The sequence below is a fragment of the Paenibacillus guangzhouensis genome (assembly GCF_009363075.1).
In the GTDB taxonomy this organism is placed as follows: domain Bacteria; phylum Bacillota; class Bacilli; order Paenibacillales; family Paenibacillaceae; genus Paenibacillus_K; species Paenibacillus_K guangzhouensis.
Map to the genome: position 1 here is coordinate 3,438,762 of NZ_CP045293.1, position 26,187 is coordinate 3,464,948.

Here is a 26,187-nt window from a genome sequence, read left to right on the forward strand (position 1 = left end):
AAATAACGTTATGTCGATTCGTTTAGCCCCGTACATGCGCCATTTTCGCCGGAATAAGCTCTCCACGATTCGTTAGAAAGCGGGCGTCCTCGCTAACGAATCGAGGTGTGCTTATTCGGCCGAAATCGCTTGGATTTGGATTCTTAACGAATCGTGAGATCGTTATTTCGCCGAAATGCGTCTATTAGCAGGGCAAATAGCCCAAATAACGTTATTCGATTCGTTAGCCCCGTACATGCGCCATTTTCGCCGGAATAAGCTCTCTTCGATTCGTTAGAGAGCGGGCGTCCTCGCTAACGAATCGAGGTGTGCTATTCGGCCGAAATCGCTTGGATTTAAGTTCTAACGAATCGTGAGATCGTTATTTCGCCGAAATGCGCCTATTGGCAGGGCAAATAGCCCAAATAACGTTATATCGATTCGTTAGCTGCGTACATGCGCCATTTTCGCCGGAATAAGCTCTCCACGATTCGTTAGAGAGCGGATGTCCCCACTACAAGAATGAACGAACGCCGCCCCATGAAGAGACGGCGTCATTTTTTAATCAAACAGGTCCCCGAATACGTCCAGAACCGATTTTTTCTTCTTATGCTTATGATTATAATGTGGTTGATTGTGTTGGTTATATGGGTTGTGCTGGTTGTGCTGCTTATGCTGGTTGTGCGAATCGTGTCGATGTCTGTCATCATAGTCTCTTCGATCATGATCGTCGTGCTCATCATACCACTGATTGAAAGCTGGTCTGATTTCTCGAACGCCGCTTAGCAGCTTCTCAAGCTCTCCCCGATCAAGCCATACTCCTTTGCAGGTAGGACAGATGTCAATTAAGATCCCATCCTTCTCCACTTCACGCATTCGCGTATCATGACATACTGGACAATTCATTCATACACTCCCTTTCAATGCCTGCTCACACGCAGGGTTAGAGTATATTACGTTGTCCAAATCCAGCGGTTTCATTTATTCAAATGGATTGATCCGCTCGATTGTAAAGGGTGTAATCGAGTAGTTGCGGTCGAGCTTCACAATACGTTTATTCGGCCGTCTGATCATCACGGTTGCGTCATCCCAAGCAACAACAATCCCAATCACATCATTGATCTCGAGCGCATCGCGGACGACACGAACCTTCGTACCATCGAGCCGGTATTGATTCAGTTGTTCATCTGTTAGTGCTTCCATGTGTATTCTCCTTTGATATAAAATCCCATCATCATAAGAAAAAAGAGACCGAACAGCAAGCTGTTCCGTCCCTGTAGGTATAGGATCATTATTGTTCTACATGCTTCTTCAAATCATTCGTCTCAAACCAGTAATCTAATACCTTCGACGACATCACCCGATTTCTGACGTATGACACTTGATGCGGTGTGAATTGGTTGTTCCATTCATATCCGAGCTCATCGCATAATTTCACAATGGTGAGCAATTCCGACCAAGCAACATAACGTTTGTACCAGAAAAATTGAGGGTGTTCAATCATATAGGGATAAAGATCGTCAAATTCGGTATGCTTACAATCCAAGGCACGTTCAAAATGGACTTTCGCGTCAGTTAACTTCTTCATGAAAAATGCTTCAGAAACCTGTTCGTTCCCCATAGTTGGTCGCCTCCCTTCCCATATTCCTTATTATAAGTCAAAATCAACAGGGATGAAAGAGACTCTTTCGCCCAGGATTAATGAATTTACTCTTGAAAATGAATCTGCCCGTTCTCGAGAGAATTTATTTTCACGAGAGCTTCGAGCCTTACGCCTTGTTCACGAATCGATGATGCGCCATGCTGGAAGCATTTCTCGACCACGACGCCCATGCCTACGAGGGTAGCACCTGCACGCTCAACAATTTTGATTAGCCCACGAGCAGCATCGCCGTTCGCAATGATATCGTCAATGAACAGAATATGATCATCCGCATGAAGGAATTGACGCGATACCATAATATCCGTTACAATGCCCTTGGTAAAAGAAGGAACACGTTCGCTGTACGTCTCTGTATCCCCGACGAGCGTTTTCTTCCGACGAGCGAATACGAGCGGAACACCGAGCTCAGCAGCAACGACGAAGGCGATCGGAATGCCTGATGATTCCACCGTCATAATCTTTGTTACCTGTTGATCCCGAAACCTTGCAGCAAGCTCCTTCCCCATAACCGTGGTTAGCTGCGGATCGATTTGGTGATTGAGCATCGCATCGAGTTTCAATACCTGATCGGATAAGACAATACCTTCTTCTAAAATTCGCTGTTTCAACGATTCCATACGTTATACCTCCGAATGCGGATTATGTAAGTTAAGTTAACATACGTTTGAATTTCATTCAAGTAAAAAAATTACCCTATCATCCGTAACTTTTAGAACGAGATTTCGTCTAATGAAGTAGGACAGATACATAAATTTTCACTTAGGAGCATACCCAAATGAAAATACCGATAAAATGGATGTATGTTGGATTGATTATAAGTCTTGCCATTCTGCCTTCTTGCAGCAACATGATGGATTCCGCCTCACTGCCGACGGGTCAGACATCAACCAAAACACAACCTGCAGCAAACCAAGCAGCCGCAGGATCAACAGATCCGAATCAAGAATCCGGTGATCCGAATGATGCGATCGATCAACCAAGCAAGAAGAAGCTAGAAATCTCATCTTCCAAAGATTCGAAGGATTCGAAAGATAGCAAGGATTCGAATAAAGCAGCGAAGAAGCAGGAGGAGCCTGCCTTCGATCCGCAGAATCCCAAGCTAGTCGGCATTGCGCTATCCGAGTCTAAGTCAAAAGTTACGAACAAACTTGGCAAACCAAGCGATCAATATACAATGGACGATGTCGATGAACCGATTGAAGTCTATGAATACAATGGATTTTCCGTCGGATTCAATGTTTCGAACATGGTTGAATTCATTGAAGTGTATCAAAAAGAGGTCGCAACGGGAATTCGCGGGATTCGTATAAACCAGCATGCTGATCAAGTCATCAAAGCACTCGGCAAACCCGATCGCGAAACCGACTACGTCATTAGTTATAATGCCAAAGACGCTCTGCTCAAACTCGATGTTGATCCAATGACACATCTCTTACAATCAATAAAGTTGTTCCAGGTAACAAAAGCTGAGTAGATTAAGATCTACGCAGCTTTTTTTCGTCTAACGATTATTAATGCAATGACAAGAACAAGTATTGCAACAATCGAGATACTGTGAACTAAATGATGCCGCACAAAACGGTGAATCACAGGCCAATTGGATCCAACAAAACGGCCAAGGGTAACGAAGACGAAACACCAAATGATGGCCCCGCTCCCCGCAAAACATAAATACCTCATGAACGGTACGCGCGTAACGCCTGCAAAATAGCACGTCACATGTCGAATGCCTGGAATAAAGTAACCGAAGATAATGCTTAGACCGCCATATTTGTGGAACCAACGCTCAGCTTTGGCAAGACGTTCTGGAGGCAAATGAACCCACTTCCCATAGCGCTGCAAAAGACTGCTCCCGACTTTCCTGCCGACGGTATAGCTAATTAACATCCCCGTCATACTGCCTAGAAAACTCACAAGCAGAATCATGCTATATGAAAAATGTCCGTGAACGGACAAGCCGCCCACCGCAAGCATCAGGGTCTCGTCCGGCACCGGAACACCAACGATCCCTGCCGCCAGTAGTAGATACAAAGCTATATATCCATAGTCACTTAGAAAATGTAATGCTCCTTGCATGAGAAAACCCCTTCCATTCCCCATCCCCTTCATCTTTTCGAGTCATGTCCCATCGAAGCTCATCATAGGCTTGTAGAGAGGGACAAACTGCGTCATTGGAGGCGGAAGCTGCTTGAGAAATATCATCAAAGTATTACAAATTGCTTTTACGTACATCGGAACCATTGTCGGCGCTGGATTTGCAACGGGTCAAGAGATTTTGCAATTCTTCACGCAATACGGAAAATTCGCTCCCTGGACCATACTTATTGCGACAGTGCTATTTGTATGGCTTGGCACGAAAATTATGCTAATTGCTCACGAAATTCAGGCAAATTCCTATGAAGATCTGAATAAGCATTTGTTCGGACAGACGGCTGGGCAAGTCATAAGCTTATTCTTAATGATCGTATTGATCTGTGTGAACAGCATTATGCTCGCTGGAGCAGGCTCACTGTTCGTGGAACATTTTAATATCCATTATCAGACCGGGCTGCTCCTTACACTCTTCGCTACATTCCTGCTCCTGCGCAAAGGGATGAGCGCCATTCTGACCCTAAATTCGATTGTAGTACCGTTAATGCTCGTGTTCACGTTCTTAATTGTTCTAAATACGCTCGATTCCCCGTCGGCGAACCGTTGGATTACGCTCATTGTGGACAAGAGCTGGACAGCCACCTGGGCTGCCCCTTTTCTCTATTCTGCCTTTAATCTTGCCATGGCGCAAGCCGTGCTCGTCCCACTTGGGGCACAAATGCCCTCTCGCGGAGTGATTCGCGCAGGCGGCATCCTAGGTGGAATTGGTATTGGGTTTATGCTCTTATCGGGTCACTTTGCCCTCTCAGCTTATATGCCAGGCATTACACAATTTGAAATACCGATGGGCAATATCGCTTACCAACTTGGTCTATTCGCTCAAATGGTCTACCTATTATTAATATTCTCTGAGATCTTCACCACGTTCGTCGCCGATGTCTATGGTGTTACACTGCAAATCCAGCAGCGTATGCGCCTCTCGACACCCGTCATCACGCTGCTGCTCATGATTATCTCGTATCTCATCAGTCAATTCGGATTTAGCTCACTATTGTCCGTATTATATCCGCTATTCGGATTATTCAGCCTGGTCTGGCTTGTCATGATTGTATTAAAGAAACGATAAGTTCGCTTGCTCTGATTCCATACGCTGTATATCGGCATAAGGAAAATGCCTCTTCACGGCATCAACAATATGGGCATGACAAGTCATCAGAATAAGTTGGTGACGACCTGCAAGAGATTTCAGTATCCGCAAAGTCCGATCCAATCGGCCAGCATCAAAGTTCACGAACAAATCATCCAATAACAACGGCATATGGGGACGGCTCGCGAACGTCTCTGCAAGAGCGAACCGCATGGCGAGATACAATTGCTCTGCAGTCCCCCGGCTGAGCAGCGCACTGTCGATTAGTTTCCCTTGGGCTTGTTCAACAAGCATCCGTCGTTCGCCAAGCGGCGCGATGACCTTTACATATTTGCCTTCCGTCATTTCTGCAAAATATTGTGATGCAAGTCGAAGCACCTGCGGCTGCTTCTCGTCTTCGTAGATCCGTCTTGTTCGCCGCAAAAGGGTGTTGCAAATTGCATATACGGCATATTCCTCTGTGATCGATCGCAATTCAGCACGCTGCTCCTCCAATCGCTGGAGTGTATCCGCATGTTCGCTGCGCTGTCTAATTGCGTCAAGTTCATGGAGAAGGCGGCCTCGTTGCTCTTGCTTCTCTAGATAGATAACCTCATCCTGCTTCATCCGTTCTTCGGCATCCTGCATTCGCTGATCAAGCCGAACAGGATCATCGATCGTAAGCAGTTCAACCAGCTCTGCAGGGTGTTGCTCTACTCCCCCGCCAAGCTGATCTGAAAGATCACGATGCGTGGTCAGCAGATGTTCTCTGCGTTCCACCAGCTTCACATGGCGACGTAAACCTTCTTCATCCTCTGCGCCTGCTTCCTCGAACAAGAACCTCAATTTCTGATCGAGCTGATCTGTGCGATACACCAAATCCTCACGCATGGAAGTCAACTCTGCGAGCTGATCCTTTTTCTGACGCCATAGCCATTTTGCTTCAGCATAGCCATCCAATCGCTGTTTGTACGACCGCAATGCATACATCCGCTCTTCCGTACGATGCTGTGCGGATTCTTCGATAAGCGCTGCAATCGACACATCGTACGCGATGAACTGGTCTGATATATCTCTGCCTTTCAGTTGAAGGCGATCCATTTGCTGCAGCAAGGCCATCCCTTGCTCCGACCATTGCAACACTTCAAGCACCGCATCGGGAGACAACGATATTGGCAGCCCTAGGCTTGTTAACCAAGCCGACCAACTTCGGCGATGCCCCTCTTCCTCCTCCAGCTTCTGCTCCATGACCTCTTCCGTCTCTACCAATTGATCGCGTAGACGCTGCTCAACACGAAGATATTCTTGATATCTTTCAGTAAGATGTTTCTTCTCCTGAATCCATTGCAGCCAAGGTTCAACAGATTTCTGTAACTTGTCCATCTGATGCTCAATGTGTTGTTCCAAATCAAGGATGGTCGTAGACTCGGATGCGACCTGTGATGTTCGATCGGTTGGCGCTGCGATAAAGGCTTGAATCATCGTAAGAATGTTCATGCCGTGATTCCTTATTTCCGTATCGGAATCCAAACCTGATGACGCCATGTTGCCAGGGCGTAAACGTCCCCTTGCATGCCTCCGAGCCTGCTTCGATCCCCCCTGCATACTGAACAGGAGATACCCATCCAATATCAGAAGCATGACAAATGAACCGATAGCAAATGGCCATTGCTGTGCTATGACAAAAAATAATGGAATGGTAATGGTAAGAAGTAAGGCTCCCATTCGTATTTTAGCTTGTAATGCTCGCAGCTGCTGTGAAGAATGCTCCTGTGCTTGTTCTTCTGCTTCCCGCTGCGCTTGTACTGTTCGCCATGAGAGAAACATTTGATGCCATTTCTGAACGTCATGCTGCAGCTTGGTCCATAATCGCTGAGCCTCTTCCATGGATGTCGAACGCAAATGTGAATACTGTCTTCCACCGAGATCTTGATGAGCATCTAATTGCTGCTGAGCTGTATATACATCCGCCGATGCTGCTTCGAATTGCCGGCCAAGACGCACATTATCTGCATGAAGACCTTCTATGCGTCGGTCCGAAGCTTGTTGTCGTTCTCGCTCGGTTCGAACCCGCTCTCGCAGCTCAATCGTAGGCGCGAACTTCCTTAATTGCTCAAGGGTCCAGCTTGAATTAATCATCCGAAGCAACCGCTTAAGTTCACGCTCTGCTGCGTCATATTCCGATTGTATCTCCCGATATTCCAATCGCTTTGCATCCATCGACTCCGCCATATGAAGCAGCCGCTCAGCTTCGGGAAGATCATGCAATCGCTCGTCGTCGAAGACAAGTCCTGACATCTCCTCCTGCAGCTTCAGCATCGTTCGATCCGTCTGCTGCATCTGAAGCTCTAACGCATCACGTTCTATCGTAAGCTGCTGGGTTCGATTGACCGCATCCTCTGGAAAAGCTGCGAATACAGGCAATTCGGCAAGCTCCCGCTCAATGATTCTTGCTCGCTGCCATTGCTCACGCATCCCTTTTGCTCGCATCATGAGCGATAACTCCGCTCGACTTGACTCAAGCCTACTCGCAAGGTCTGCAATTTCGGCATCTGCTCGGTCCAACATCAAGACATGCTCATTATAACTCTGCAAATACGATTTACTTTTCCGAATATCCTTCTCCAGTTGATCCATCGCGAGTAGGAGTTTATTCATATCTTGATTCCGGCCCTTCGGACGGAACAGCTTGTCCATCTCTTGCGTTAGATTACGCTCTGCCTGCATCAGACTTCTGCCGCCGCCTATGCCTGCGTGATATAGGAATCCGCTTAGTTCCTCGGATTGAAGCGTTCGAAGCTCCTGCAGCTCCGTCAGCGATACGGCGAATAAACTACGAAATAGATCCGCGGATAACCCGCCTAAGAGCTCCCGTTCCAAGTCTTGCTGTGAGCAGAATCTGACTTGCCCCTGTGCATCGGTTACACGAATCGAGAGATTCTGCTGCTTGCCTTCCCCAGCAGCGCCTATCGGGGCATTGCCTGCGCTTGTGCGGTCATACCGCTCAATGACCCATTCCTTGCCCTCGGAATCCTGTAACATTAACCTTCCGCCGTGAAGACCGCCATACGCAGGTTCGTAGCGGTCACTCATATACGTACGCGAAGGAATGCCATATAACATCGCTCGAATAAATCCTAAGAGCGTACTTTTTCCAGCCTCATTATTACCATAAATCACCGTTACATTTGAATCCAACTTCATATGGACCTGGTGCTTCGATCCAAATCCGTTCATATAGAGGCCATGAATTCTCATGAAGCTTCGCCTCCTGCCCTCGGATCGTCCTCTTCCAACAGGACCGCCGCAAGCTCACGTGCGCGTCCGATCAGTTTTCGTCCCTCGTCCGAATCCTTCAATTCCTCGATTAGTAACCTCAGTCGGGCATGGCCTTGCATGGATTCCAACGCTTGATCCACGATCTCCTCATAGAGATCTTGTTCCAGCGTGGCCTGTCCAGCCATTCGAAATAATTCGCCGAGAAAGCTCTCCTGTTCGAGGATATGCTCCACGTCCACTTCCGCGCCAGAGTCTACTAGCAGCGATTCGAGCCAGACGATATCTCCTGTCTCCGCGTCTTCGGAAGCATCATACGACTCTTCTTCGCGAAGTACTTGCAGGAGGTCTTGCACAAAGCTACTCTGCTCCAGCTTCCGATGAAGAGCTCCACGTCCATTCAAAGTCAAGCGAAGGATCGACATACGTCCTTGCGATGCTTGCCTACATTGCTCCATTTGTTGTACCACACGTTCTTTCAGACCTTGCTCAGAATGAAGCCCTTCAATCGAGATCGATTCCGAATACCACCGAACATCATCCAGCGGAACGAAAGTGAGATGCGTCTGACGCTCCTCTGTGACTTGGACGATATAACAGCCCTTCGCCCCTGCTTCCTTCACGCTTCGTCCTTGGATGTTGCCAGGATAGACAATACATGGCTCTTGCTCATGCAAAATCTGACGGATATGGATGTGGCCTAAGGCCCAATAATCCATGCCGGATTGGATCAACTCTCGCTTCGAACAGGGCGCATAATTGTCATGCCCCGGATCCCCATCGACATTGCCATGCAGCAGTCCGATATGATAGAGTGAGCTGCCTGCAAGACGTTGGTAGGTTACAGCAACATTCTCATGCAGTGCCTTATGCGCATACGAAATGCCGCAGACAGCTGCGATCGCCTCAGCCTTGGAAGCATCCGTTTGTCCGCGTCGATAGACGATTTTCGTCTCTACTTCTTGCGCGCTTAAAAAGTGCACGGTATCAGGCCATGTTAATTCAGCATGCATCCCATCCTCAGGATCATGATTGCCATGAATGATATAGACAGGGATATGCGCAGCGGCCAAACGTTGCAATTCGCGCTGCAATCGAAGCTGTGCTCGCAACGAACGATCGGCTGAATCATAGACATCGCCGCTGCATACGACAAAGTCGACTTGCTCCCTCAGGGCAAGGTCAATCAAATTCGTAAATGCCGTAAAGGTCGAAGCGCGCAGCCTTTCCCGGATCGCATCCGGCACGTGGGACATCCCGCGAAAAGGACTATCCAAATGAAGGTCTGCGGCATGAATAAATCGAAAATCTGACAATACAGCTCCCCCCAAGACGACGTTTCTATCTAACGTTACGATTTTCGCTTCACTTGCAGATAAATATTTTTGAGTTCATTGACGACGCGCGTCAACGAATATGATTTTTTGGCTTTCTCCCATCCGGCTCGTGACAGCTGATACCGATAGACTGGGTCGATCATCATTTTCTCGAGCGCATCCGCAAGCGCCGACGGTTGATCCGGCGGCACCAACAGACCGTTTACGCCGTCTTCGATCTGCTCTGCGATTCCGCCGACATTCGTCCCGACGAGGGCAAGCCAGCATAGCGCAGCTTCGGCGAATACCGATCCAAATGCTTCGGCTCTCGATGGGAGGACGAAGATATCCGAGAACGGCATGAACTGTTCCGGATGCAGCATATAGCCGTAGAAAATGGTCTCATCATAAATATCAAGCTTCGCAGCGAGCTCCTCGAGCTCCGTACGGATCGGACCATCCCCTATGATGTGCAGGACATAAGAGTGTCCACGCGATTTGAGCTCTGCACAGGCTTGCAGGAGAATATCCATTCCTTTGGCTGGCACTAGCCGGCACACCGTGATCAGCTGAGGCACTTCATTCTCGTGAGAGATCGGCTTGAACCGACGCTCATCATAACCGTTCGGAATGACGATAATACGTTCAGGGTGATTCATATATGTAGACAGATACTGCTTGAACGACTCGGATACCGTCAGTATCTGATCCATATGATATTCAAGCTCGCGGTAAATCGACGTTAGGAATTGATGCTCGATCCCGCCATCTTCAATTTTTCCGTTCAAAATGAGTTCTCGCTCGTAGCTCGAATGGATCGTCATGACGACGGGCGTATCCGGGAACAGCTTCTTCAGGACAAGCGCTGCGATCGGATGATGCGCATGAATCACATCATACGGCTGCTTCAGGCGCATTCTAGACCACCATATATAATCTCGGATAGTCTGAATATATTTTTGCACCGTCGGGTTCTCCTCGTATAGGTGCCAATCGAATGTATCAAACGCAACTTCTTCATGCCCTTTGCAGCGGACGCGTTTGGGAATCGAAAATATTTCCATCTCCCAATTCGGCTTCTGAAACCGTTCCTGAAAAAAAGGAATCATAGAAGACACTCCGCCCGGTTGCTCTGGCGGAAAGAACAGAGCTTGTAACAGTTTCATATCATTGCCCTCCCAAATATGATATAGTAGCACGTAGATTAAAGAGGTAGTTCACAAAATCATCTTAGGAATCAAAACCAATCTTATCATAGAAAAATCGATCATTAATTGGAGTGTAGATGCATGTCAACATTGGCGAATTTCTTCACAGGTACGATCGGACAAGCCTTCTCGTCATCTTGCATTATATACATAATGTTCATCATGATCCTGCTGTCCATAAGAATGTATCGGAAACAAGGCAAAAAAGCTTACCTATATCTCATTTTCGGCTTTCTCCTCATTATGACATACCAAGGTTTGAACATCCATTTTAGCATAAATGAGGTCTTAAGAGCCCCCAAGATCAGCTATTTCGTTGAAATCTTGCAGACGTTATCGTTCATCATTTTGAACTTAGCGATCTATCAACTCTATAATCGCAACTCGCGGCGGACCGTTATTTATTGCTGCCTGCTCATTATGGGCATTCTCGTCTTGCCAACCGTTCAGCTGCTGGTAGACCCGCTGTTCTTAAGCGGTCCTCCTACGGATCATTTCACAGGCATCTGGCCGCTGCAGACTTACAATCTGGTGTTGTGCATCCTCTTTGGTCTGACGCTTGGCAGACGCATCAGACAGCAGCTTAAATATTATAGCAGTCTCGTGCTATACGGCATAATTCTGGCGCTCAATTTGATGGGAACCCACCTATTGACGAAGCCCTCGGCATTCCTTGAACTAACGCTTAATCTTTTGCCGATTGTATATTATACGCTGCTCTATTTTATTCTGTTCGACCGTGTTGTCGAGCTGCTGCAATCTGTCTATCGCTCCTCCATCACGGACGGATTAACGAGCTTGTATAATCGGCGATACTTCAACAAGGTCGCATCCCACTATATTCATGAGAATTTGCGGGTCAGCGTCATCTTCAGCGATATTGATAATTTCAAGAAGTTAAATGATACCGAAGGTCACCACCGGGCTGATGGCGTCCTGAAGCAGGTTGCGAATATTATGACGGAGGAGCTCGAAGGTATCGGCATTACAGGGCGTTATGGCGGGGAAGAGCTCGTTGCCCTAGTCGTAGACAAAGACGCCAAAGTCGAAGAAGTGGCAGAGACCATTCGGCGGCGCGTCGCTTCCGAGAGCATCGTCACAATTAGTGTCGGACACAGCACGCTTCGCAAGGGCGTAACGACGGAGGAATTAGTGAAGCAAGCCGACCAAGCAATGTATCACTCGAAGACAACAGGCAAAAATAAAGTTACGGCTTATGCGGACCTGCTCGGTCCAGCCAGTAAACCAGAACGGAAGACCCGCTTGGGATCCGCATAATGACTTCGTCGTCCAATACTATGCGGGAGGCTTTCAAGCAGAACGAATAAACAGAAATGTTAAAATTACATGCAAGGAGTTCACTATCACCAATGACGATTTCTTTACCCTTCACGTATATCGAACAAATGCGCACGCTCCTCGGTCAAGACGCGGAGCGTTTCTTGCGGTCTTATGACGAGACGCGAACGCAAGGATTACGAATCAATCCCTTGAAGACGGACTTCCACAGCAAGCTCACCGCTGAACTATGCAAGATGTACGAACTGGAGCCCGTTCCTTGGTGTGGGACAGGGTTCTATTACGGAGAACATCATCGCCCAGGCAAGCACCCTTATCATGCTGCAGGCTTGTATTATATTCAAGAGCCATCGGCCATGTCTGCTGTCGAGATGTTAGATCCGCAGCCCGGTGAGGTTGTTCTAGACTTAGCGGCAGCGCCAGGCGGCAAGTCCTCGCATATCGCCGGTAAAATGCAAGGTCAAGGGCTGCTTGTGGCGAACGAAATTCATCCTGCGCGCGCCAAAATTCTAGCCGAAAATATCGAACGCATGGGTGTGTCCAATGCGATCGTGACAAACGCGACGCCAGACGAGCTCGCTGCACGCTTCCCGTCATTCTTTGACCGGATTATGCTCGACGCCCCGTGCTCTGGGGAAGGGATGTTCCGCAAGGACCCCGATGCGATTAGCGAATGGTCCGAGGACCATGTCGTCATGTGCGCGGCGCGTCAGTGGGACATCCTGGAGCAAGCGGTGAAGATGCTGAAGCCAGGCGGCACCCTGGCTTACTCGACCTGTACGTTCAATCGACAAGAGAATGAGTTGATGATTGAACGTCTCCTGGCGGCGTTCCCTGCGTTCACACTAGTGGGAACGGAGCGCATTTGGCCTCACGAGCACCGCGGTGAGGGCCATTTTGTCGCCGTGCTGCGCGCAGCAGCCGGCGATAGCCTTGCCCGCGAGCCGCAGGCTGCGGGCGACGCGCACAGCGCGCACGGCCGCCGCAAGGCGGAGCGCGCGCCGCGCGGCAAGGGCCAGCCCGCCGCTCCCGCGGCGGCGGGCATGGCCCAATTCCTCGCGTGGGCCCGCGAGGAATTGCCCGGCTTCGCGCCGGGCCAGGGCGATGCGCTTCTCTTCGGTGAAGCGCTGTATGAGCTGCCGCAAGCGGGCGGCAGCTCCTTGTCGGCCGCGCAGCTTAGCGGCCTCCGCATCCCGCGTGCCGGCCTGCACCTCGGCACGATCCGCAAGAACCGCGTCGAACCAGCGCATGCGCTAGCGCTCGCCGTCAAACCGGAATGGGCGCGTCTTCACTATGACTACGCGCCAGATGCCCCCGAGATCGCCGCTTATCTACGCGGCGAGACATTGCCCGTGCCGCCGGATCACAAAGGTTGGGCGCTCGTGACCGTGAACGGTCTGCCGCTCGGCTGGGGCAAAGCCAGCGGCGGCCAGCTGAAGAATCATTACCCGAAAGGCTTGCGGCTGCCCTAAGCCATTCGAACGCACACGAAGCCCTGTCACTCCTTTACCAAGGAACGACAGGGCTTCGTATTATTTATTCCATGTTAATCCACTTCATTCTCGAACTGGATCTCATCGATCACTTCATTGCGGAACATCAAAGTCAAATGCAGCGCTTCATAATCCAGTGATTTATCCAACTCGCGCATGAGCAGCGTGCACATATTGGCACGATCCTCCGTCGTACCCGGAATCTCCAGTTCAATGAATCCGCTCAATCCATCTTCGCCAATATCTACGGTTGCAATGCCTACCGGAACGGCGCCGTAACGTTCGTGATGATAGATCGCATAGGTCAACACAAGGTGGTCGTCTCGCACCGGTTCAATGGAATAACCACCGAAGGTGTGCTCTGTAAATGAAGCATTCACGAATAGCTCAGGCTCTTCTTCCTCTTCGTAGTCTTCGTCGTCTTCCAATAGATCTTCATGCGTCAGCGCCATCGTCTGCAACTGCATATCACCGAGCTTCATTTCCAGATGAATGGTATCCATTAGCTGCTCATCCAGGTCACGGACGATCAACGCCGTCACCTGATCCATCTCTTCTTCACTCGGCAGCCTGTCCCAACGGACTTCGCCAATCGCATCCGCGCCATATTGTTTAACGACGGAGACGGCCAATAAGTCATCTTCCAAATCATAGACTTCATAGACGGTCACATGGCGGCCCGCGCTAATGACCTCAAGCCTTACGATTTCCTCATCGTCAAATGCCTCGATTCGCTCGAGATCAGGTTCGTCATCGACATCATCATCGGCTTCTTCGAATTCGATTTCTCGCTCTAATTCTTCCGGGTACCATTCATGGACCGTCGTCTGATCTTCAATTTCTTCACTCGTGGATACAATCGTCTCGAACGGACTATACGTGACGAATACATCACACTTCGGCGCCGCTAATGCGCCAGCAAGCCCTTGTACATATTGGGTAATGAATTCTAAGACTACGGGTTTCTCCGCGCGTGACAGGGAATCTTGCTCCAATTGAACAGAACCCGCCACCCGCTCCCCTTCGCGATAGATCAGCGAGATTGTTCCGACATATTGATGATTCAAGACGATATCATGCACTTCACCGCCGGATGTCTTCAGATCAGGTCGTAGGTTGATATTCATTCCTCCGTCACTCCTTCGCATGTTTTGCTTCCATACATTCCATTTCTAGGATTCCCTCCGAGCGCCGAACTATTCGATCGCCCAATTCTGAGAACTAGGGGTAAACGTCCAATCTTATAAAAATCAGCTACATACTATGGATTATTCGAAGATGGAGATATACACCCAGCCCCCTGGATCTTCATTTTCGCAGAAACAAGATATAAAGGAGGAATAATCAATGGGCGGAGTAGGCGGTGGATTTATCACTACTGCGAGTACAATTCTTGTTTTATTTATCTTGTTAGTTATCGTGGCATGTGCATGCCTCTAAAGATACAGCATCTAAATAGATGATTCGAGCTTGCATCATGTGGATTACGCTTGATCCCATGCACACGAAAGAGGCTTTCGCATCGTAGGCGACTACAATGGAATGCCTCTTTTTCTTTGTTCTAATCACAATATCTATAATGTAATATTCATTTACTCGTACCAATATCCTTTTAGGCCTAGCAAATACACTGTTGCACTGTTGCATGCATCATAAAAAGGCTGCGCCTTTGATCGAATCATGGCCCAGCCTCTTTGATGAGATACCGTTGTACTATAACTTATTTATTAAAATCAACCTTCTCCGTTTCACCTAGCGAAATGGTCGACTCACTTGGCTTCGTCTCTGCAATGACTTCACCGTTTCGGAACGAATAACGCACCGTCGCTTGCTTGCGAATCGCCTCATATTCATTCTCAGCCGATAAGATGATGAAATTGGCAGGTTTGCCTACTTCAATACCATAGCGATCTTCAATTTGCAGCGTTCTAGCGCTATTCTTCGTGATGAGGTCGATAGAATTCACAATTTGCTCGTAGCCCATGAGCTGTGATGCATGAATGCCCATATGCAGCACTTGCAGCATGTTGCCTGTACCGAGCGGGTACCATGGGTCGAAGATGTCATCATGTCCGAAGCAGACGTTCAATCCCGCTTCTTGCAATTCCTTCACACGCGTTAATCCTCTACGCTTCGGATACGTATCAAATCGGCCTTGCAGATGGATATTCACGAGCGGATTCGATACGAAATTCAGCGATGCCATCTTAAGCAGACGGAACAGCTTGTACGCATACGCATCATTATAGGACCCCATCGCTGTCGTATGGCTCGCTGTTGTCCGTGCGCCAAGTCCGCGCTCATACGCTTCCTTTGCGACAACTTCGAGGAATCTCGACTGCTCATCGTCAATTTCATCGCAGTGGATATCCACGAGCCGATCATATTTCTCGGCAAGGTCGAAGACGATCTTCATTGAATCGACACCGTATTCGCGCGTGAATTCGAAATGCGGAATGCCGCCTACGACATCCGCGCCCATCTTCATGGCTTCTTCTAGCAGCTCCGGTCCGTTCGGATACGATAGAATCCCTTCCTGCGGGAATGCAACCAATTGCAGGTCGACATACGGCGCCATTTCTTCTTTCACTTCTAACAGCGCCTTCAGCGCGACGAGATCCGGGTCCGTAACGTCCACGTGTGTACGCACATGCTGGATCCCTTGCGCAATTTGCCATTTTAACGCCGTCTTCGAACGACGCTTCACATCTTCGGCCGTTAACGTCTGTTTGCGTTCTGACCAGCGCTGAATGCCTTCGAACAACGTACCGCTCTGATTCCACGCAGGCTCCCCTGCCGTCAATGTCGTATCTAAGTGAATATGCGGCTCAATGAACGGAGGCAATACCAGATTTCCCGCTGCATCAACCACTTCTTGTTCACGCACAGCATTCGTCGCTGGCGAGATTTTCGTGAATTTACCTTCCTGGATTTCCAGATCCCACTGTCCTTCTTGTCCTCGAAGCTTCGCATTTGTAATGATCATATTCATTTACCCCTCTCTCCATTGTATCGTAATCGATTATTTATCCCCTCGTACTGGCAAACACTTCATTCCGATGACATAAATGATTGCTGTCCCAAGTAATCCGTTTATCGGCGGAACCCCAGGCAGCACATTGGCAACGACCACGCCGCCAGCCCATGCGATCAATGCCATCCAGTTCACTTGCTTGAAGGTCATATCTTCGAATTTGCCATATTTGCCACGTTTCAGAATGAAATAATCCGCGAGCAGAATCGCACCGATCGATGGCAGGGCTGTACCGAGCACCGTTAAGAAGCCAACGAAATTGTTGTACAGCCACATCGCTGCGATCGTTCCGAGTACGCCGTTGAACACGACGATCTTGTGCTTCGCAATTTTCGTAATGTTCGCAAATCCAAGCCCCGATGCATAGAGCGCATTCTCATTGGTCGTCCAAATGTTCAATCCAAGCACGATGATCGCCGGTAAGATCAATCCTTGCGCGAACATGACATCGGATATATCCGCTTTGCCATAAGCAATGGCGCCGACTGCACCGAACAAGAACATCAAGGAATTACCCAGGAAGAACGCAATGACGGTGGATACGACCGCCGAACGAGTCGTTCGTGCGAATCGTGCGAAGTCCGGTGTCAGCGTTCCGCCGCTAATGAAGGATCCAATACAAATCGTTAACGCTGCTGCAAGCCCCATCGCTTGTGTTGGTTGATGTGCGAACAACCCTTCCAAGCCGCCAATCGTATTCGTTGCTTCCACGACGGAGTAGCTGCCTAGAATCGCAATCGAAGGCACAGCGACGATGCCGAGTATAGCTAAAGCTTTGATCCCGTAAATCGCTGTAATCGTCATCAGCACGCCTGAGATCGCAATTAGCAGATAGACGTTCATGCCCGTTACCTTCTGTACGGGAACCGCGAACATCGCTACGCCGACGCCGAACCAGCCGACCTGCGTGAAGCCTAGCAATAAGGACGATAAATAAGATCCTTTGATTCCGAAGGCATATTTCGTAAGCAAATGTGTCGATAACCCCGTCTTCGCCGCAATATACGCGAGCGCTCCCGTATAGATGCCTAGGATCAAATTCCCTGATAAGACGACCCAGATAAACTGGCTGAATGTCAGTCCATTTCCAATGGCTCCACCCGACCACATGCTTGCCGAGAAGAAGGTGAATCCGAGCATCACCGCGAGAATTTTCCAAAAACCGTTGCGATTCGCCTGCGGTACAGGCCCAAATGAGAATTCCAAATCTACTTTTTCCATCATATCCTCCAGTATTCCTGTGGTGTAATGGATACCTGAAACATGCGAATTTGTGCATCAAAAAAGGCTTATTGCCGTCTCTGACAATAAGCCTCCATGTTCATAGAGAAGCAAGGGCCTCCTCGTGCGCACACGACTCCCTTGGTTCCTACAAACTCCGCTGTCCTTGTCAGCCTCACGGGACTGAATTAAAGGTACCCTATGAAATTGTTATCATTATGACAAAAAGTCGACACACCGTCAATGGTAATTATTTACGAATATGGTTTCGTAGTATTGCATTAGAGACAATATTTCACGAGTGCCATATGCACGCCGTCTTCATTATTGCTGAGCGTAATATCATCGGCTGCCGCTTTGACTTCTACTGGCGAATTATCCATCGCAACCCCTACACCCGCGAATTGCAGCATCGTAATATCGTTATAGTAATTCCCGATTGCGAGAATCGAACTGGATTCAATCTCACGACTTGCTGCGCAATGTTTGAGCGCATTTCCCTTCGAAGCTTTTGAATGCATAATATCAATGAAATAATCTCCGCTGCGAATGATCGTAAGCTCGTGCGTCCAAGTACTCCACTCCGCTTCCAGCTCGTCCATTTGTTCCTTCGTACCGAACGCCGTCAACTTGACCATCTGGTCTGTTAGCGAGCCATCTACAGGCAGCACCGAGGGGACGATATAGAATTTGCCGTACATAGCAAGCACTTCTTCCGTCAAAATATCTTCCCGCTCAACATACAGCTCATTCGCAGTGTTCAGATCAAAATGATAATTGTGCTCACGGCAATACGCCTTGAATGGGGCCAGCTCTGAATCAGCAATAACGTACTGATGAATGATCTTGCGTGTATCGGATTCCATCGTCACGGCGCCATTATGTGTAATGACGGTCCCCACGAGTCCTAATTCCTCCAATAGCGGAATGGTACTGCTCGGATTGCGTCCCGTACACAATACGATCTCGGCACCCTGCTTCGCGACCTCGAGTATGGATTCTCTCGTCTTCGCCGTCATCTCATGATGATCATTAATCAGTGTTCCATCCACGTCCAGTGCAATCATTTGAAATCGGTTCATATGCATTTGCTCCTATCTGTTCGGTCTTGAATCTACCTTTCTATATTTTCGGGGCTATTCCCGTTCTTGCTTGAGTCCTGCCAGCTCTTCGGCTGTCAGTTCACGATATTCGCCTTCCGCAAGCTCTGTATCGAGGGTTAACGTGCCCATGGAGATCCGCTGGAGATAGATAACCTTCTTCCCAACGGATTCGAACATGCGCTTAACTTGATGAAATTTGCCCTCTATGATCGTCAATTGGATTCTGGAGATCACTTCCGCTCCTGTTCGATCATGATGAAGAATCGTTAATGCCGCCGGTTTCGTAACGTACCCGTCATCCAGTGTCACACCCGCTTGAAAAGCCGTAATATCGTATTCCCCTACATCGCCAACAACATTCGCAATATACGTCTTCGGAACATGTTTGCGAGGAGATAACAGCTCATGCGAGAGCTTCCCGTCATTGGTTAATAGCAGAAGGCCTACCGTATCTTTATCTAGTCTTCCTACAGGAAACGGCTCAAAGCCGCGCTCCTCGTCTCCCAGCAAATCAATGACCGTCTGGTCATAGCGATCTTCCGTGGCAGAGATCACACCCGCAGGCTTGTTCAGCATGAGATAAATAAACTCTCGATAGTGAACGCGTTCGCCATCGAGCAGAATGATATCTTCTTCGGTCTGCACTTGCAGCCCTGTATCTTTGACCATACGGTCATTCACCGTAATTCGTCCCTGCTTGGCCCATTTCTTAATTTCACTGCGCGTACCCAGTCCCATATGACTTAGCACTTTATCCAATCGAATCGTCTTTTTCATCGCTCTAAGTCCACCTCCACCCTGCCGGGTATTCATTCTTTAACATGCCGTCGATCCATTTGCCCCATCCAACGGAATACCCGTCAACACAGATGAGTATATATCCCTTTGGCGCAACCTGATCATGTGCTCGCTGCACTCGCTCTTCCGCGATCGACAACGTCTCTCCACGCAAATAACGAACCGCTTCATCGGAGCTTGAATCCAGATTGATCCGTCTCACCGCCTCATGCGTATGCAGCGCGGTAGCCAGCGGATGCGACGGCTCGAATCGGTTTTTCTTCAACGTCCCGATGAAAAATCCCGGTCTGACGACCTTCAATCCAGTCAAACGATGCTGTTCAACAGGCGATAAATAGACATGTTGTCCGTAACGTACAAGCTCGCCTTGCAATTGAACGTTCAAATGGTCTCGTAAGAATTGCTGCACGAGTTCCTGTTCATCGGCAGTTAGTTTTGTTTTTGGTTCAGGCGACTTGCTTCGCTTATCTTTCTTGGCAGGCGTATCCTTTATTTCACTTTGGGATAGTTCAGATCCATCATGCTGCAGCACCGCTAGGAAATGACCTTCCCCCTCGATAAGGTGCGGCCATAGTCTTCCGGTACCGTTCACGGCTTGAATCGTCTCTTCGTCGAACGCTTTCCCCGATACATCGGTCAATGGTCGAATCCATTCCCCTTGTCCGGACGCGAAGCCGCTGCTGGCCGTGATTGGCGCGACGCGGAAATCAGGGTGAAGCTCCAGAAACTCTGCGATCATCGCTTCATTTTCTTCAGGAGAGAAGGTGCATGTCGAGTAGACGATACGCCCGCCTGGCGCGAGGAGCGAAGCTGCTGTTCGCAGGATATCGCGCTGCATCAGCACACAAGCCTCAACGGAATGCTTCTCCCATTGCTTTGCCATATCCTCATCCTTGCGGAACATCCCTTCCCCTGAACAAGGCGCATCGATCAATATTTTATCAAAGGCATGTTCGAACGTACGTGCGATCTCCTCCGGCAGCGCATTCAGTACGACGGCATTCCGCACACCATACAGCTCCATGTTTTTGGCGAGAGCTTTCGTCCGATCCGCGTTGTTGTCATTCGTCACGAGCAGGCCTGTCCCGGCAAGCTTGGCCGCAATCTGCGTCGATTTGCCACCTGGCGCTGCACATAGATCAAGCACGCGGTCATGCGCTTCAACCTCTAGCAATTCGACAGGTGCCATCGCGCTTGGCTCTTGAATATAATAGAGTCCTGCATGGTAGTAAGGGTGCTTGCCTGGACGTGCGTCTTCCTCCACATAGAATCCTTCCGTCGCCCATGGAATAGCCCGAAGCGCGAAGGGCGACAACTCCTTAAATTGACCAACGGCTATTTTTAGTGTGTTCACACGAACCCCATAAAATCTTGGCGCATCGTAAGAGGCCATAAATGCCTCATATTCCTCGCCCAACAGTCGCTCCATCTTCGTCCTGAATGCGAGCGGCAACGTTATTCCCATTCTGTATCATTCCTATCATGAAGTAATCTACCCTATTGACGGTTCAGAACATGTTAATATAAACTAACTGTAAACTTCACCTAATTATTTACAATCATGTGACGTTTCACCGCGTTAAATTCCAAAAATTTCTACTCTACATGTCGATTTGCCTCTATTAGCATTCACAGCTAAGAAAACTCACCGGAATACCTCTCATCAAGAGCACATACTTCAAGATTATACACCATTCTAGCGGATTTAACCTTCAAAACTGTATACCAACCAATCGAAACCATGCTGTTCCATATCAAAATGAGGTGACTTATGAGCGAACCCACTCCAACACCCTTGCTTGAGGTCGAGCATTTGCATGCTGGATTTCGTATTCAAGGAAAGATGTATCATGCAGTTGATAACGTCTCTCTGAAACTTCACGCCGGCAAAATTATTTGCATTGTAGGCGAATCCGGCTGTGGGAAGAGCGTGCTTTCTCTATCCATCATGGATCTGCTGCCGAAAGGCATTGGTACCGTCACAGAAGGACGTGTCCAATTCAATGGACGTGATCTTACGAAGCTATCCATGGAAGAGATGAACAAGATTCGCGGCAAAGAGATCAGCATGATCTTCCAAGAACCGATGACCGCGCTTAATCCTGTTTTCACGATCGGGTCACAGCTGCAGGAGGTCCTTCTTAACCACACAACAATGAACAAAAAAGAGTCTCGCGCACGTGTTATCGAACTTCTTAAGCAAGTTGGTATCTCGCGGGCTGACCGCATTGTGGATGAATATCCGCATCAATTGTCCGGCGGGATGCGTCAACGCGTCATGATTGCGATGGCCATTGCCTGCAATCCCAAGCTCCTGATCGCAGACGAACCGACGACAGCACTCGATGTCACCATTCAAGCTCAAATTCTTGAGCTTCTCAAAGATATTAAGCAGCACAGCGATATGTCCATCCTGTTCATCACGCACGATCTTGGCGTCGTCGCGGAGATGGCGGATGAAGTGATTGTCATGTACGGCGGACAGATTGTAGAGCAAGCCCCGGTTGCTGCAATCTTCCATGATCCGAAGCATCCTTACTTGCGCCTACTTTTGCAATCGATTCCACGAATGGAGGAAACCAAACATCGCTTAGAATCCATCCAAGGGATCGTTCCATCGCTCCGGAATATGCCGCGTGTCGGCTGTCGCTTCGCCGACCGCTGCCCATCTGTCATGGACCACTGCCGCACGGTAACACCGGAACTGCTCCCGCACACGGACGGCCATACGGTTCGTTGCTTGCTGTACCATGATGCATCCGCACGACATTCGGCACAGGAGGTGAAATCATGAGTCAATCGAAGCAATCAAGCGGGGCGCCCCTACTTGAAATTACGAATTTGAAGAAGCATTATCCCATTCTTGGCGGCATTTTTCGCAGACAAATCGGCAGTGTAAAAGCTGTTGAGGACTTGAGCCTAACGCTTCAATCGGGCGAGACCGTCGGCCTTGTCGGCGAATCCGGCTGCGGTAAATCGACGGCAGGACGCACCATTCTGCGGCTAACGGATCCAACCGCTGGATCGATTCGCTTCGAAGGTCAAGACGTCACCTCGATCCGCGGGGAGAAGCTTAGACAACTCCGCCAAAATATGCAGATGGTCTTCCAAGACCCCTTCGCTTCCCTCAATCCGAAGATGATGGTTGGACATATCGTGAGTGAACCGATTCGGAACTATAACCGCACCCCAGAAAAGTCACTCACAGAGCAAACCATTCAGCTGCTTGAACGTGTCGGGTTATCTGCTGAAGCCTATTACAAATACCCGCATGAATTCTCCGGAGGGCAAAGGCAGCGTATCGGCATTGCACGTTCACTCGCGCTCAAGCCCAAGCTCATCGTTGCCGATGAACCTGTCTCGGCCTTGGATGTATCCGTCCAATCCCAAGTCCTGAATTTGCTGCAGGATTTGCAGGATGAATTCCGATTAACGTATTTATTTATTGCCCATGACCTTAGTGTCGTGAAGCATATCAGTAACCGCATCGGCGTGATGTATTTGGGCAGTCTTGTCGAGATTGCGGCTACAGACAGCCTGTATCGTTCGCCTCTTCATCCTTATACCCAGGCTTTAATCTCTGCGATCCCTGTTCCAGATCCACTGAAGCGTAAGGAACGCATCGTATTGCAAGGCGATGTGCCTAGTCCGGCCAATCCGCCAACCGGCTGCGCATTCCATCCGCGCTGCGTGCATGCGACAACCATCTGCCGTGAAGTTCGCCCTCAGTTACACCAGGCTGCACCTGGCCACCAGGTCGCCTGTCATTTATACACGACATAAACAATTATTTATTCGAAGGAGGCGTTATACGATGAAGAAATTTCTAACACTCATGCTCTGCACATTCCTCGTCATTTCGTTACTCGCTGCTTGCGGCAGCACGAAAGAAGCAACGACTGAAAAGAAGACAGAGAACACAACCGAGCAAGGGAAGGACGCAACAACGGAGAATAAGACAGAGACGAAGACGGAACCGACGACAGAGGCAACAAATGATCAACCCAAACCAGGCGGTAAAGTTACATACGGTTATGGCCAGCCTTTCAAAGGGCTTCTGGAGTCAGCCTTCTGGCAAGGGCAAGATGACGGCTTGATCATAAGCGTCCTAGATGACAGTTTATTTAAGACAGGTGATGACCTGAAAAATTATCCTAACATTGCGAGCTGGACAGAATCTCCAGATCACAAAACATTTAAGTTTACGATCAAGCAAGGCGTCAAGTGGCATAATGGCGACGAATTAACCGTCGAGGACTGGAAATTCGCACTGGAAGTGATCGCACACAAAGATTATACAGGCCCGCGTTACTCGAACGTCGAGATGATCCAAGGGGTAAAAGAATACCATGAAGGCAAAGCAAAAGAGATTTCTGGGATCAAAGTCATTGATCCGTACAATATTGAAATTACAGTAAATAAAGCAGCTGTCAATACACTCGATAACCTATGGAGCTCGCCAATGAACAAGAAGTATTACGAAGGCGTTCCTGTAGCCAAGATGGATTCCAGTGACCAAGTTCGTAAGAAACCGATCGGTCTTGGACCATTCAAAGTGAAAAAAATTCAACCGGGTGAATTCGTTGAACTCGAGCGTTTCGATGATTACTGGCAAGGTAAACCGTACCTCGACACGATCATTTACAAGGTGATTGATGATAAACTCGCAACATCTTTACTGGAAAAAGGCGAAATCGACTATATGTCGCTGCCTAATTCGCAATACAAAGAAGCTGAGAAGCTTAAGAATATAACACTCACCAAAAATGATTCCCTATCCTACAGCTATATCGGCTTCAGCCTTGGACATTGGGATAAGAAACAAGAAAAAGTTGTCATGGATAAACCAAAATTCGCAGACAAACGTCTTCGTCAAGCGATGTACTATGCGATTGATGTACCTGGCATGATCGATGCTTTCTCCAATGGCTTAGGTACGCCTATCTACGCACCGATGCCAACCGTGAGCTGGGCGAAGATTCCGGACGATCAAATTACCAAATACGCATATAATCCAGACAAAGCGAAGCAATTGCTCGATGAAGCTGGATACAAAGATGTGGATGGCGACGGCTTCCGCGAAGATCCAAAGGGTAAGAAATTTACTATTAATTTCGACGCCATGCAAGGTTCCGAGATTGCGGAACCACGTGCACAATACATTCTTCAAATGTGGAAAGATGTAGGTCTGAATGCGAAGCTGAACGGTGGCGCTCTCAAAGAATTCAACCTGTTCTATGACTCGATCCAAAATGACGATCCATCCGTTGAGACCTTTATGGGTGCATGGGGACTTGCAAGTGACCCGGATCCATCGGGACTATGGACGGAAAAAGATGCATGGAACTTCCCTCGTTGGGTGAACGCGGAATCGGATAAGCTGATCGCAGAAGGTATTGGCGAGAAAGCATTCGATCCAGAGCAACGGAAACAAATCTATTATCAGTGGCAAAAAATTGTAAATGAAGAAGTACCAATGATCTTCCTATCTGCGCCGCAAGACGTTGCTGCAATAAACAATCGTCTGAAGGGCGTTCATCTGAACTCTTTCACAAGCAGCAACTTATTGGATGCACACTTATGGTGGGTGACAGACGGAAAATAGGAGTGAACGACCATGCTAACTTACTCAATCCGCAGGATCTTAGGTATGATCCCGCTCCTGATCATCATCTCAATCATTGTGTTTGGTCTTGCTAAAATGATGCCGGGCGACGCGCTCACAGGACAGATTGACCCTACGAATGCGACGCCTGAGTATCTCGCAGAAATGCGTGAGAAGTTAGGATTCAACGACCCAATTCCCGTGCAATATTGGAATTGGGTCCAAGGACTAGCCAAAGGTGACTTTGGCCAGTCCTTCATCCATAAGCTTCCAGTCTCCGAGATGATCGCGCAGCGGTTGCCGAATACGCTATTGCTAGCTGTCGTATCCTTGGTCGTCACATACACCTGTTCATTTATGATGGGCATCTATGCTGGCCGATATCCGAATACAATCGGAGATCGTTCTATTATCTCAGCGAACTATGTCGCGTATGCCATCCCTTCGTTCGTCGCTTCGATCATTGCAATTTATGTCTTTGCAATTAAGCTGGGATGGGTGCCGATCAGCGGTTCCGTTAGTGTTGGGGTAGATAGCAGCTTGATGTACGTACTCAGCAAGTTAAAGCACACCATCTTACCCGCACTGGTGTTAGGCCTCTTCAACACCGCAGCATATACGCAATTCCTGCGCAATGATATTATCGATAGCACGCGGAAAGATTATGTCCGAACGGCAATGGCCAAAGGAACGAGTACTTCCGCAATTTATAATCGACACATATTAAGAAATTCCCTCATTCCGATCGTAACCTTCTTCGGATTCGATATTGCAGGGTTGCTGAGTGGCGCAGTCGTTGTCGAGACGATCTTCGTCTATCCTGGGATGGGCAGTTTGTTCGTAAGCTCCATATCGAACCGTGATTATTCCGTCGTTATGGCCGTAACGCTCCTGCTTGCCCTCATGACCTTGCTAGGAAATCTAATCGCTGACCTCTTGTACGGTGTCGTTGACCCGCGCATCAGGTTAAGTTAG

Annotated in this window: 23 protein-coding genes; 9 read left to right on the forward strand and 14 right to left on the reverse strand. The window is 48.7% G+C overall.

The window, feature by feature from the left end:
- Positions 1–540 precede the first annotated feature (540 nt).
- From GCU39_RS15460 to GCU39_RS15475, 4 genes are all read right to left on the reverse strand, one after another.
- Positions 541–885 carry a TFIIB-type zinc ribbon-containing protein gene (locus GCU39_RS15460; RefSeq protein WP_152394338.1) on the reverse strand — a complete coding sequence of 115 codons (345 nt, stop codon included), beginning with the start codon at positions 883–885 and terminating at the stop codon, positions 541–543.
- Positions 886–960: 75 nt separating this feature from the next.
- Positions 961–1,182, reverse strand: coding sequence for a hypothetical protein (locus tag GCU39_RS15465; protein ID WP_152394339.1), 222 nt, complete (start codon positions 1,180–1,182; stop codon positions 961–963).
- 88 nt (positions 1,183–1,270) lie between these two features.
- Positions 1,271–1,600, reverse strand: coding sequence for a hypothetical protein (locus tag GCU39_RS15470; protein ID WP_152394340.1), 330 nt, complete (start codon positions 1,598–1,600; stop codon positions 1,271–1,273).
- Positions 1,601–1,686: 86 nt separating this feature from the next.
- Positions 1,687–2,259: a xanthine phosphoribosyltransferase gene (locus tag GCU39_RS15475; protein WP_152394341.1), complete on the reverse strand. Its 573-nt coding sequence runs from the start codon at positions 2,257–2,259 to the stop codon at positions 1,687–1,689.
- Between the two features lie 158 nt (positions 2,260–2,417).
- Between GCU39_RS15475 and GCU39_RS15480 the strand changes: the two genes are divergently transcribed.
- Positions 2,418–3,116, forward strand: coding sequence for a hypothetical protein (locus tag GCU39_RS15480; RefSeq protein ID WP_152394342.1), 699 nt, complete (start codon positions 2,418–2,420; stop codon positions 3,114–3,116).
- An 8-nt stretch (positions 3,117–3,124) separates the two neighbouring features.
- Here GCU39_RS15480 and GCU39_RS15485 read toward each other — a convergent pair whose 3' ends face one another.
- The gene (locus tag GCU39_RS15485) at positions 3,125–3,718 is read right to left on the reverse strand and encodes a DedA family protein (protein WP_152394343.1); all 594 of its coding nucleotides are present in this window, start codon (positions 3,716–3,718) and stop codon (positions 3,125–3,127) included.
- A 112-nt stretch (positions 3,719–3,830) separates the two neighbouring features.
- Here GCU39_RS15485 and GCU39_RS15490 point away from each other — a divergent pair, with 112 nt between their 5' ends.
- Positions 3,831–4,859, forward strand: a complete 1,029-nt coding sequence (locus GCU39_RS15490; RefSeq protein ID WP_152394344.1) for a YkvI family membrane protein — start codon at positions 3,831–3,833, stop codon at positions 4,857–4,859.
- Here GCU39_RS15490 and GCU39_RS15495 read toward each other — a convergent pair.
- The 3 genes from GCU39_RS15495 to GCU39_RS15505 are packed head-to-tail and all read right to left on the reverse strand — an operon-like array spanning position 4,845 to position 10,617.
- Positions 4,845–8,117, reverse strand: a complete 3,273-nt coding sequence (locus GCU39_RS15495) for an AAA family ATPase (protein ID WP_152394345.1) — start codon at positions 8,115–8,117, stop codon at positions 4,845–4,847. The two genes, GCU39_RS15490 and GCU39_RS15495, sit on opposite strands and share 15 nt — an antisense overlap.
- The gene (locus tag GCU39_RS15500) at positions 8,114–9,451 is read right to left on the reverse strand and encodes a metallophosphoesterase family protein (RefSeq protein ID WP_152394346.1); all 1,338 of its coding nucleotides are present in this window, start codon (positions 9,449–9,451) and stop codon (positions 8,114–8,116) included. Before GCU39_RS15500 ends, GCU39_RS15495 begins: the two co-directional genes overlap by 4 nt.
- A 35-nt stretch (positions 9,452–9,486) precedes the next feature.
- The gene (locus tag GCU39_RS15505) at positions 9,487–10,617 is read right to left on the reverse strand and encodes a glycosyltransferase family 4 protein (RefSeq protein WP_152394347.1); all 1,131 of its coding nucleotides are present in this window, start codon (positions 10,615–10,617) and stop codon (positions 9,487–9,489) included.
- A 123-nt stretch (positions 10,618–10,740) separates the two neighbouring features.
- Here GCU39_RS15505 and GCU39_RS15510 point away from each other — a divergent pair, with 123 nt between their 5' ends.
- Complete coding sequence (locus GCU39_RS15510) at positions 10,741–11,937, forward strand: GGDEF domain-containing protein (protein ID WP_152394348.1); 1,197 nt, start codon at positions 10,741–10,743, stop codon at positions 11,935–11,937.
- A 92-nt stretch (positions 11,938–12,029) separates the two neighbouring features.
- Complete coding sequence (locus GCU39_RS15515; protein ID WP_152394349.1) at positions 12,030–13,430, forward strand: RsmB/NOP family class I SAM-dependent RNA methyltransferase; 1,401 nt, start codon at positions 12,030–12,032, stop codon at positions 13,428–13,430.
- Between the two features lie 74 nt (positions 13,431–13,504).
- On the opposite strand, the gene GCU39_RS15520 is transcribed toward GCU39_RS15515, so the two are convergent.
- Complete coding sequence (locus GCU39_RS15520) at positions 13,505–14,578, reverse strand: hypothetical protein (RefSeq protein WP_152394350.1); 1,074 nt, start codon at positions 14,576–14,578, stop codon at positions 13,505–13,507.
- A gap of 220 nt (positions 14,579–14,798) precedes the next feature.
- On the opposite strand from GCU39_RS15520, the gene yjcZ reads away from it, so the two are divergent.
- Positions 14,799–14,891 carry a sporulation protein YjcZ gene (gene yjcZ, locus GCU39_RS15525; RefSeq protein ID WP_152394351.1) on the forward strand — a complete coding sequence of 31 codons (93 nt, stop codon included), beginning with the start codon at positions 14,799–14,801 and terminating at the stop codon, positions 14,889–14,891.
- 280 nt (positions 14,892–15,171) lie between these two features.
- On the opposite strand, the gene GCU39_RS15530 is transcribed toward yjcZ, so the two are convergent.
- The 5 genes from GCU39_RS15530 to GCU39_RS15550 form a co-directional block, all read right to left on the reverse strand.
- On the reverse strand, positions 15,172–16,437 hold the full coding sequence (locus GCU39_RS15530; protein WP_152397264.1) for a cytosine deaminase: 1,266 nt from the start codon (positions 16,435–16,437) through the stop codon (positions 15,172–15,174).
- A gap of 36 nt (positions 16,438–16,473) precedes the next feature.
- Positions 16,474–17,706: a cytosine permease gene (codB, locus tag GCU39_RS15535; protein ID WP_152397265.1), complete on the reverse strand. Its 1,233-nt coding sequence runs from the start codon at positions 17,704–17,706 to the stop codon at positions 16,474–16,476.
- A gap of 281 nt (positions 17,707–17,987) precedes the next feature.
- Positions 17,988–18,788, reverse strand: coding sequence for a Cof-type HAD-IIB family hydrolase (locus GCU39_RS15540; protein WP_152394352.1), 801 nt, complete (start codon positions 18,786–18,788; stop codon positions 17,988–17,990).
- Between the two features lie 54 nt (positions 18,789–18,842).
- Positions 18,843–19,586 (reverse strand): pseudouridine synthase, encoded by a 744-nt coding sequence (locus tag GCU39_RS15545; RefSeq protein WP_152394353.1) that lies wholly within the window; start codon positions 19,584–19,586, stop codon positions 18,843–18,845.
- Positions 19,587–19,590: 4 nt separating this feature from the next.
- Positions 19,591–21,072 (reverse strand): RsmF rRNA methyltransferase first C-terminal domain-containing protein, encoded by a 1,482-nt coding sequence (locus tag GCU39_RS15550; protein WP_152394354.1) that lies wholly within the window; start codon positions 21,070–21,072, stop codon positions 19,591–19,593.
- Positions 21,073–21,378: 306 nt separating this feature from the next.
- Between GCU39_RS15550 and GCU39_RS15555 the strand changes: the two genes are divergently transcribed.
- Genes GCU39_RS15555 through opp4B form a run of 4 tightly spaced genes read left to right on the forward strand, consistent with a single transcriptional unit; the run spans position 21,379 to position 26,187 of the window.
- Complete coding sequence (locus GCU39_RS15555; RefSeq protein WP_152394355.1) at positions 21,379–22,401, forward strand: ABC transporter ATP-binding protein; 1,023 nt, start codon at positions 21,379–21,381, stop codon at positions 22,399–22,401.
- Entirely contained in the window at positions 22,398–23,390 is a 993-nt protein-coding gene (locus GCU39_RS15560; protein ID WP_152394356.1) for an ABC transporter ATP-binding protein, read from the forward strand. The genes GCU39_RS15555 and GCU39_RS15560 overlap by 4 nt, the downstream gene beginning before the upstream one ends.
- 31 nt (positions 23,391–23,421) lie before the next feature.
- Positions 23,422–25,212 (forward strand): oligopeptide ABC transporter substrate-binding protein, encoded by a 1,791-nt coding sequence (gene opp4A, locus GCU39_RS15565; protein ID WP_152394357.1) that lies wholly within the window; start codon positions 23,422–23,424, stop codon positions 25,210–25,212.
- A 12-nt stretch (positions 25,213–25,224) separates the two neighbouring features.
- Positions 25,225–26,187 carry an oligopeptide ABC transporter permease gene (opp4B, locus tag GCU39_RS15570; protein ID WP_152394358.1) on the forward strand — a complete coding sequence of 321 codons (963 nt, stop codon included), beginning with the start codon at positions 25,225–25,227 and terminating at the stop codon, positions 26,185–26,187.

What these genes read in the sequence shown, in the direction of transcription:
- GCU39_RS15495 (WP_152394345.1), bottom strand. Translation starts at nt 8,117, where the DNA reads ATGAGAATTCATGGCCTCTATATGAACGGATTTGGATCGAAGCACCAG.
- GCU39_RS15485 (WP_152394343.1), bottom strand. Translation starts at nt 3,718, where the DNA reads ATGCAAGGAGCATTACATTTTCTAAGTGACTATGGATATATAGCTTTG.
- codB (WP_152397265.1), bottom strand. Translation starts at nt 17,706, where the DNA reads ATGGAAAAAGTAGATTTGGAATTCTCATTTGGGCCTGTACCGCAGGCG.
- GCU39_RS15470 (WP_152394340.1), bottom strand. Translation starts at nt 1,600, where the DNA reads ATGGGGAACGAACAGGTTTCTGAAGCATTTTTCATGAAGAAGTTAACT.
- yjcZ (WP_152394351.1), top strand. Translation starts at nt 14,799, where the DNA reads ATGGGCGGAGTAGGCGGTGGATTTATCACTACTGCGAGTACAATTCTT.
- GCU39_RS15550 (WP_152394354.1), bottom strand. Translation starts at nt 21,072, where the DNA reads ATGGGAATAACGTTGCCGCTCGCATTCAGGACGAAGATGGAGCGACTG.
- GCU39_RS15560 (WP_152394356.1), top strand. Translation starts at nt 22,398, where the DNA reads ATGAGTCAATCGAAGCAATCAAGCGGGGCGCCCCTACTTGAAATTACG.
- GCU39_RS15465 (WP_152394339.1), bottom strand. Translation starts at nt 1,182, where the DNA reads ATGGAAGCACTAACAGATGAACAACTGAATCAATACCGGCTCGATGGT.
- GCU39_RS15480 (WP_152394342.1), top strand. Translation starts at nt 2,418, where the DNA reads ATGAAAATACCGATAAAATGGATGTATGTTGGATTGATTATAAGTCTT.
- GCU39_RS15515 (WP_152394349.1), top strand. Translation starts at nt 12,030, where the DNA reads ATGACGATTTCTTTACCCTTCACGTATATCGAACAAATGCGCACGCTC.
- GCU39_RS15475 (WP_152394341.1), bottom strand. Translation starts at nt 2,259, where the DNA reads ATGGAATCGTTGAAACAGCGAATTTTAGAAGAAGGTATTGTCTTATCC.
- GCU39_RS15530 (WP_152397264.1), bottom strand. Translation starts at nt 16,437, where the DNA reads ATGATCATTACAAATGCGAAGCTTCGAGGACAAGAAGGACAGTGGGAT.
- GCU39_RS15555 (WP_152394355.1), top strand. Translation starts at nt 21,379, where the DNA reads ATGAGCGAACCCACTCCAACACCCTTGCTTGAGGTCGAGCATTTGCAT.
- opp4B (WP_152394358.1), top strand. Translation starts at nt 25,225, where the DNA reads ATGCTAACTTACTCAATCCGCAGGATCTTAGGTATGATCCCGCTCCTG.
- GCU39_RS15460 (WP_152394338.1), bottom strand. Translation starts at nt 885, where the DNA reads ATGAATTGTCCAGTATGTCATGATACGCGAATGCGTGAAGTGGAGAAG.
- GCU39_RS15520 (WP_152394350.1), bottom strand. Translation starts at nt 14,578, where the DNA reads ATGAATATCAACCTACGACCTGATCTGAAGACATCCGGCGGTGAAGTG.
- opp4A (WP_152394357.1), top strand. Translation starts at nt 23,422, where the DNA reads ATGAAGAAATTTCTAACACTCATGCTCTGCACATTCCTCGTCATTTCG.
- GCU39_RS15545 (WP_152394353.1), bottom strand. Translation starts at nt 19,586, where the DNA reads ATGAAAAAGACGATTCGATTGGATAAAGTGCTAAGTCATATGGGACTG.
- GCU39_RS15540 (WP_152394352.1), bottom strand. Translation starts at nt 18,788, where the DNA reads ATGAACCGATTTCAAATGATTGCACTGGACGTGGATGGAACACTGATT.
- GCU39_RS15510 (WP_152394348.1), top strand. Translation starts at nt 10,741, where the DNA reads ATGTCAACATTGGCGAATTTCTTCACAGGTACGATCGGACAAGCCTTC.
- GCU39_RS15505 (WP_152394347.1), bottom strand. Translation starts at nt 10,617, where the DNA reads ATGAAACTGTTACAAGCTCTGTTCTTTCCGCCAGAGCAACCGGGCGGA.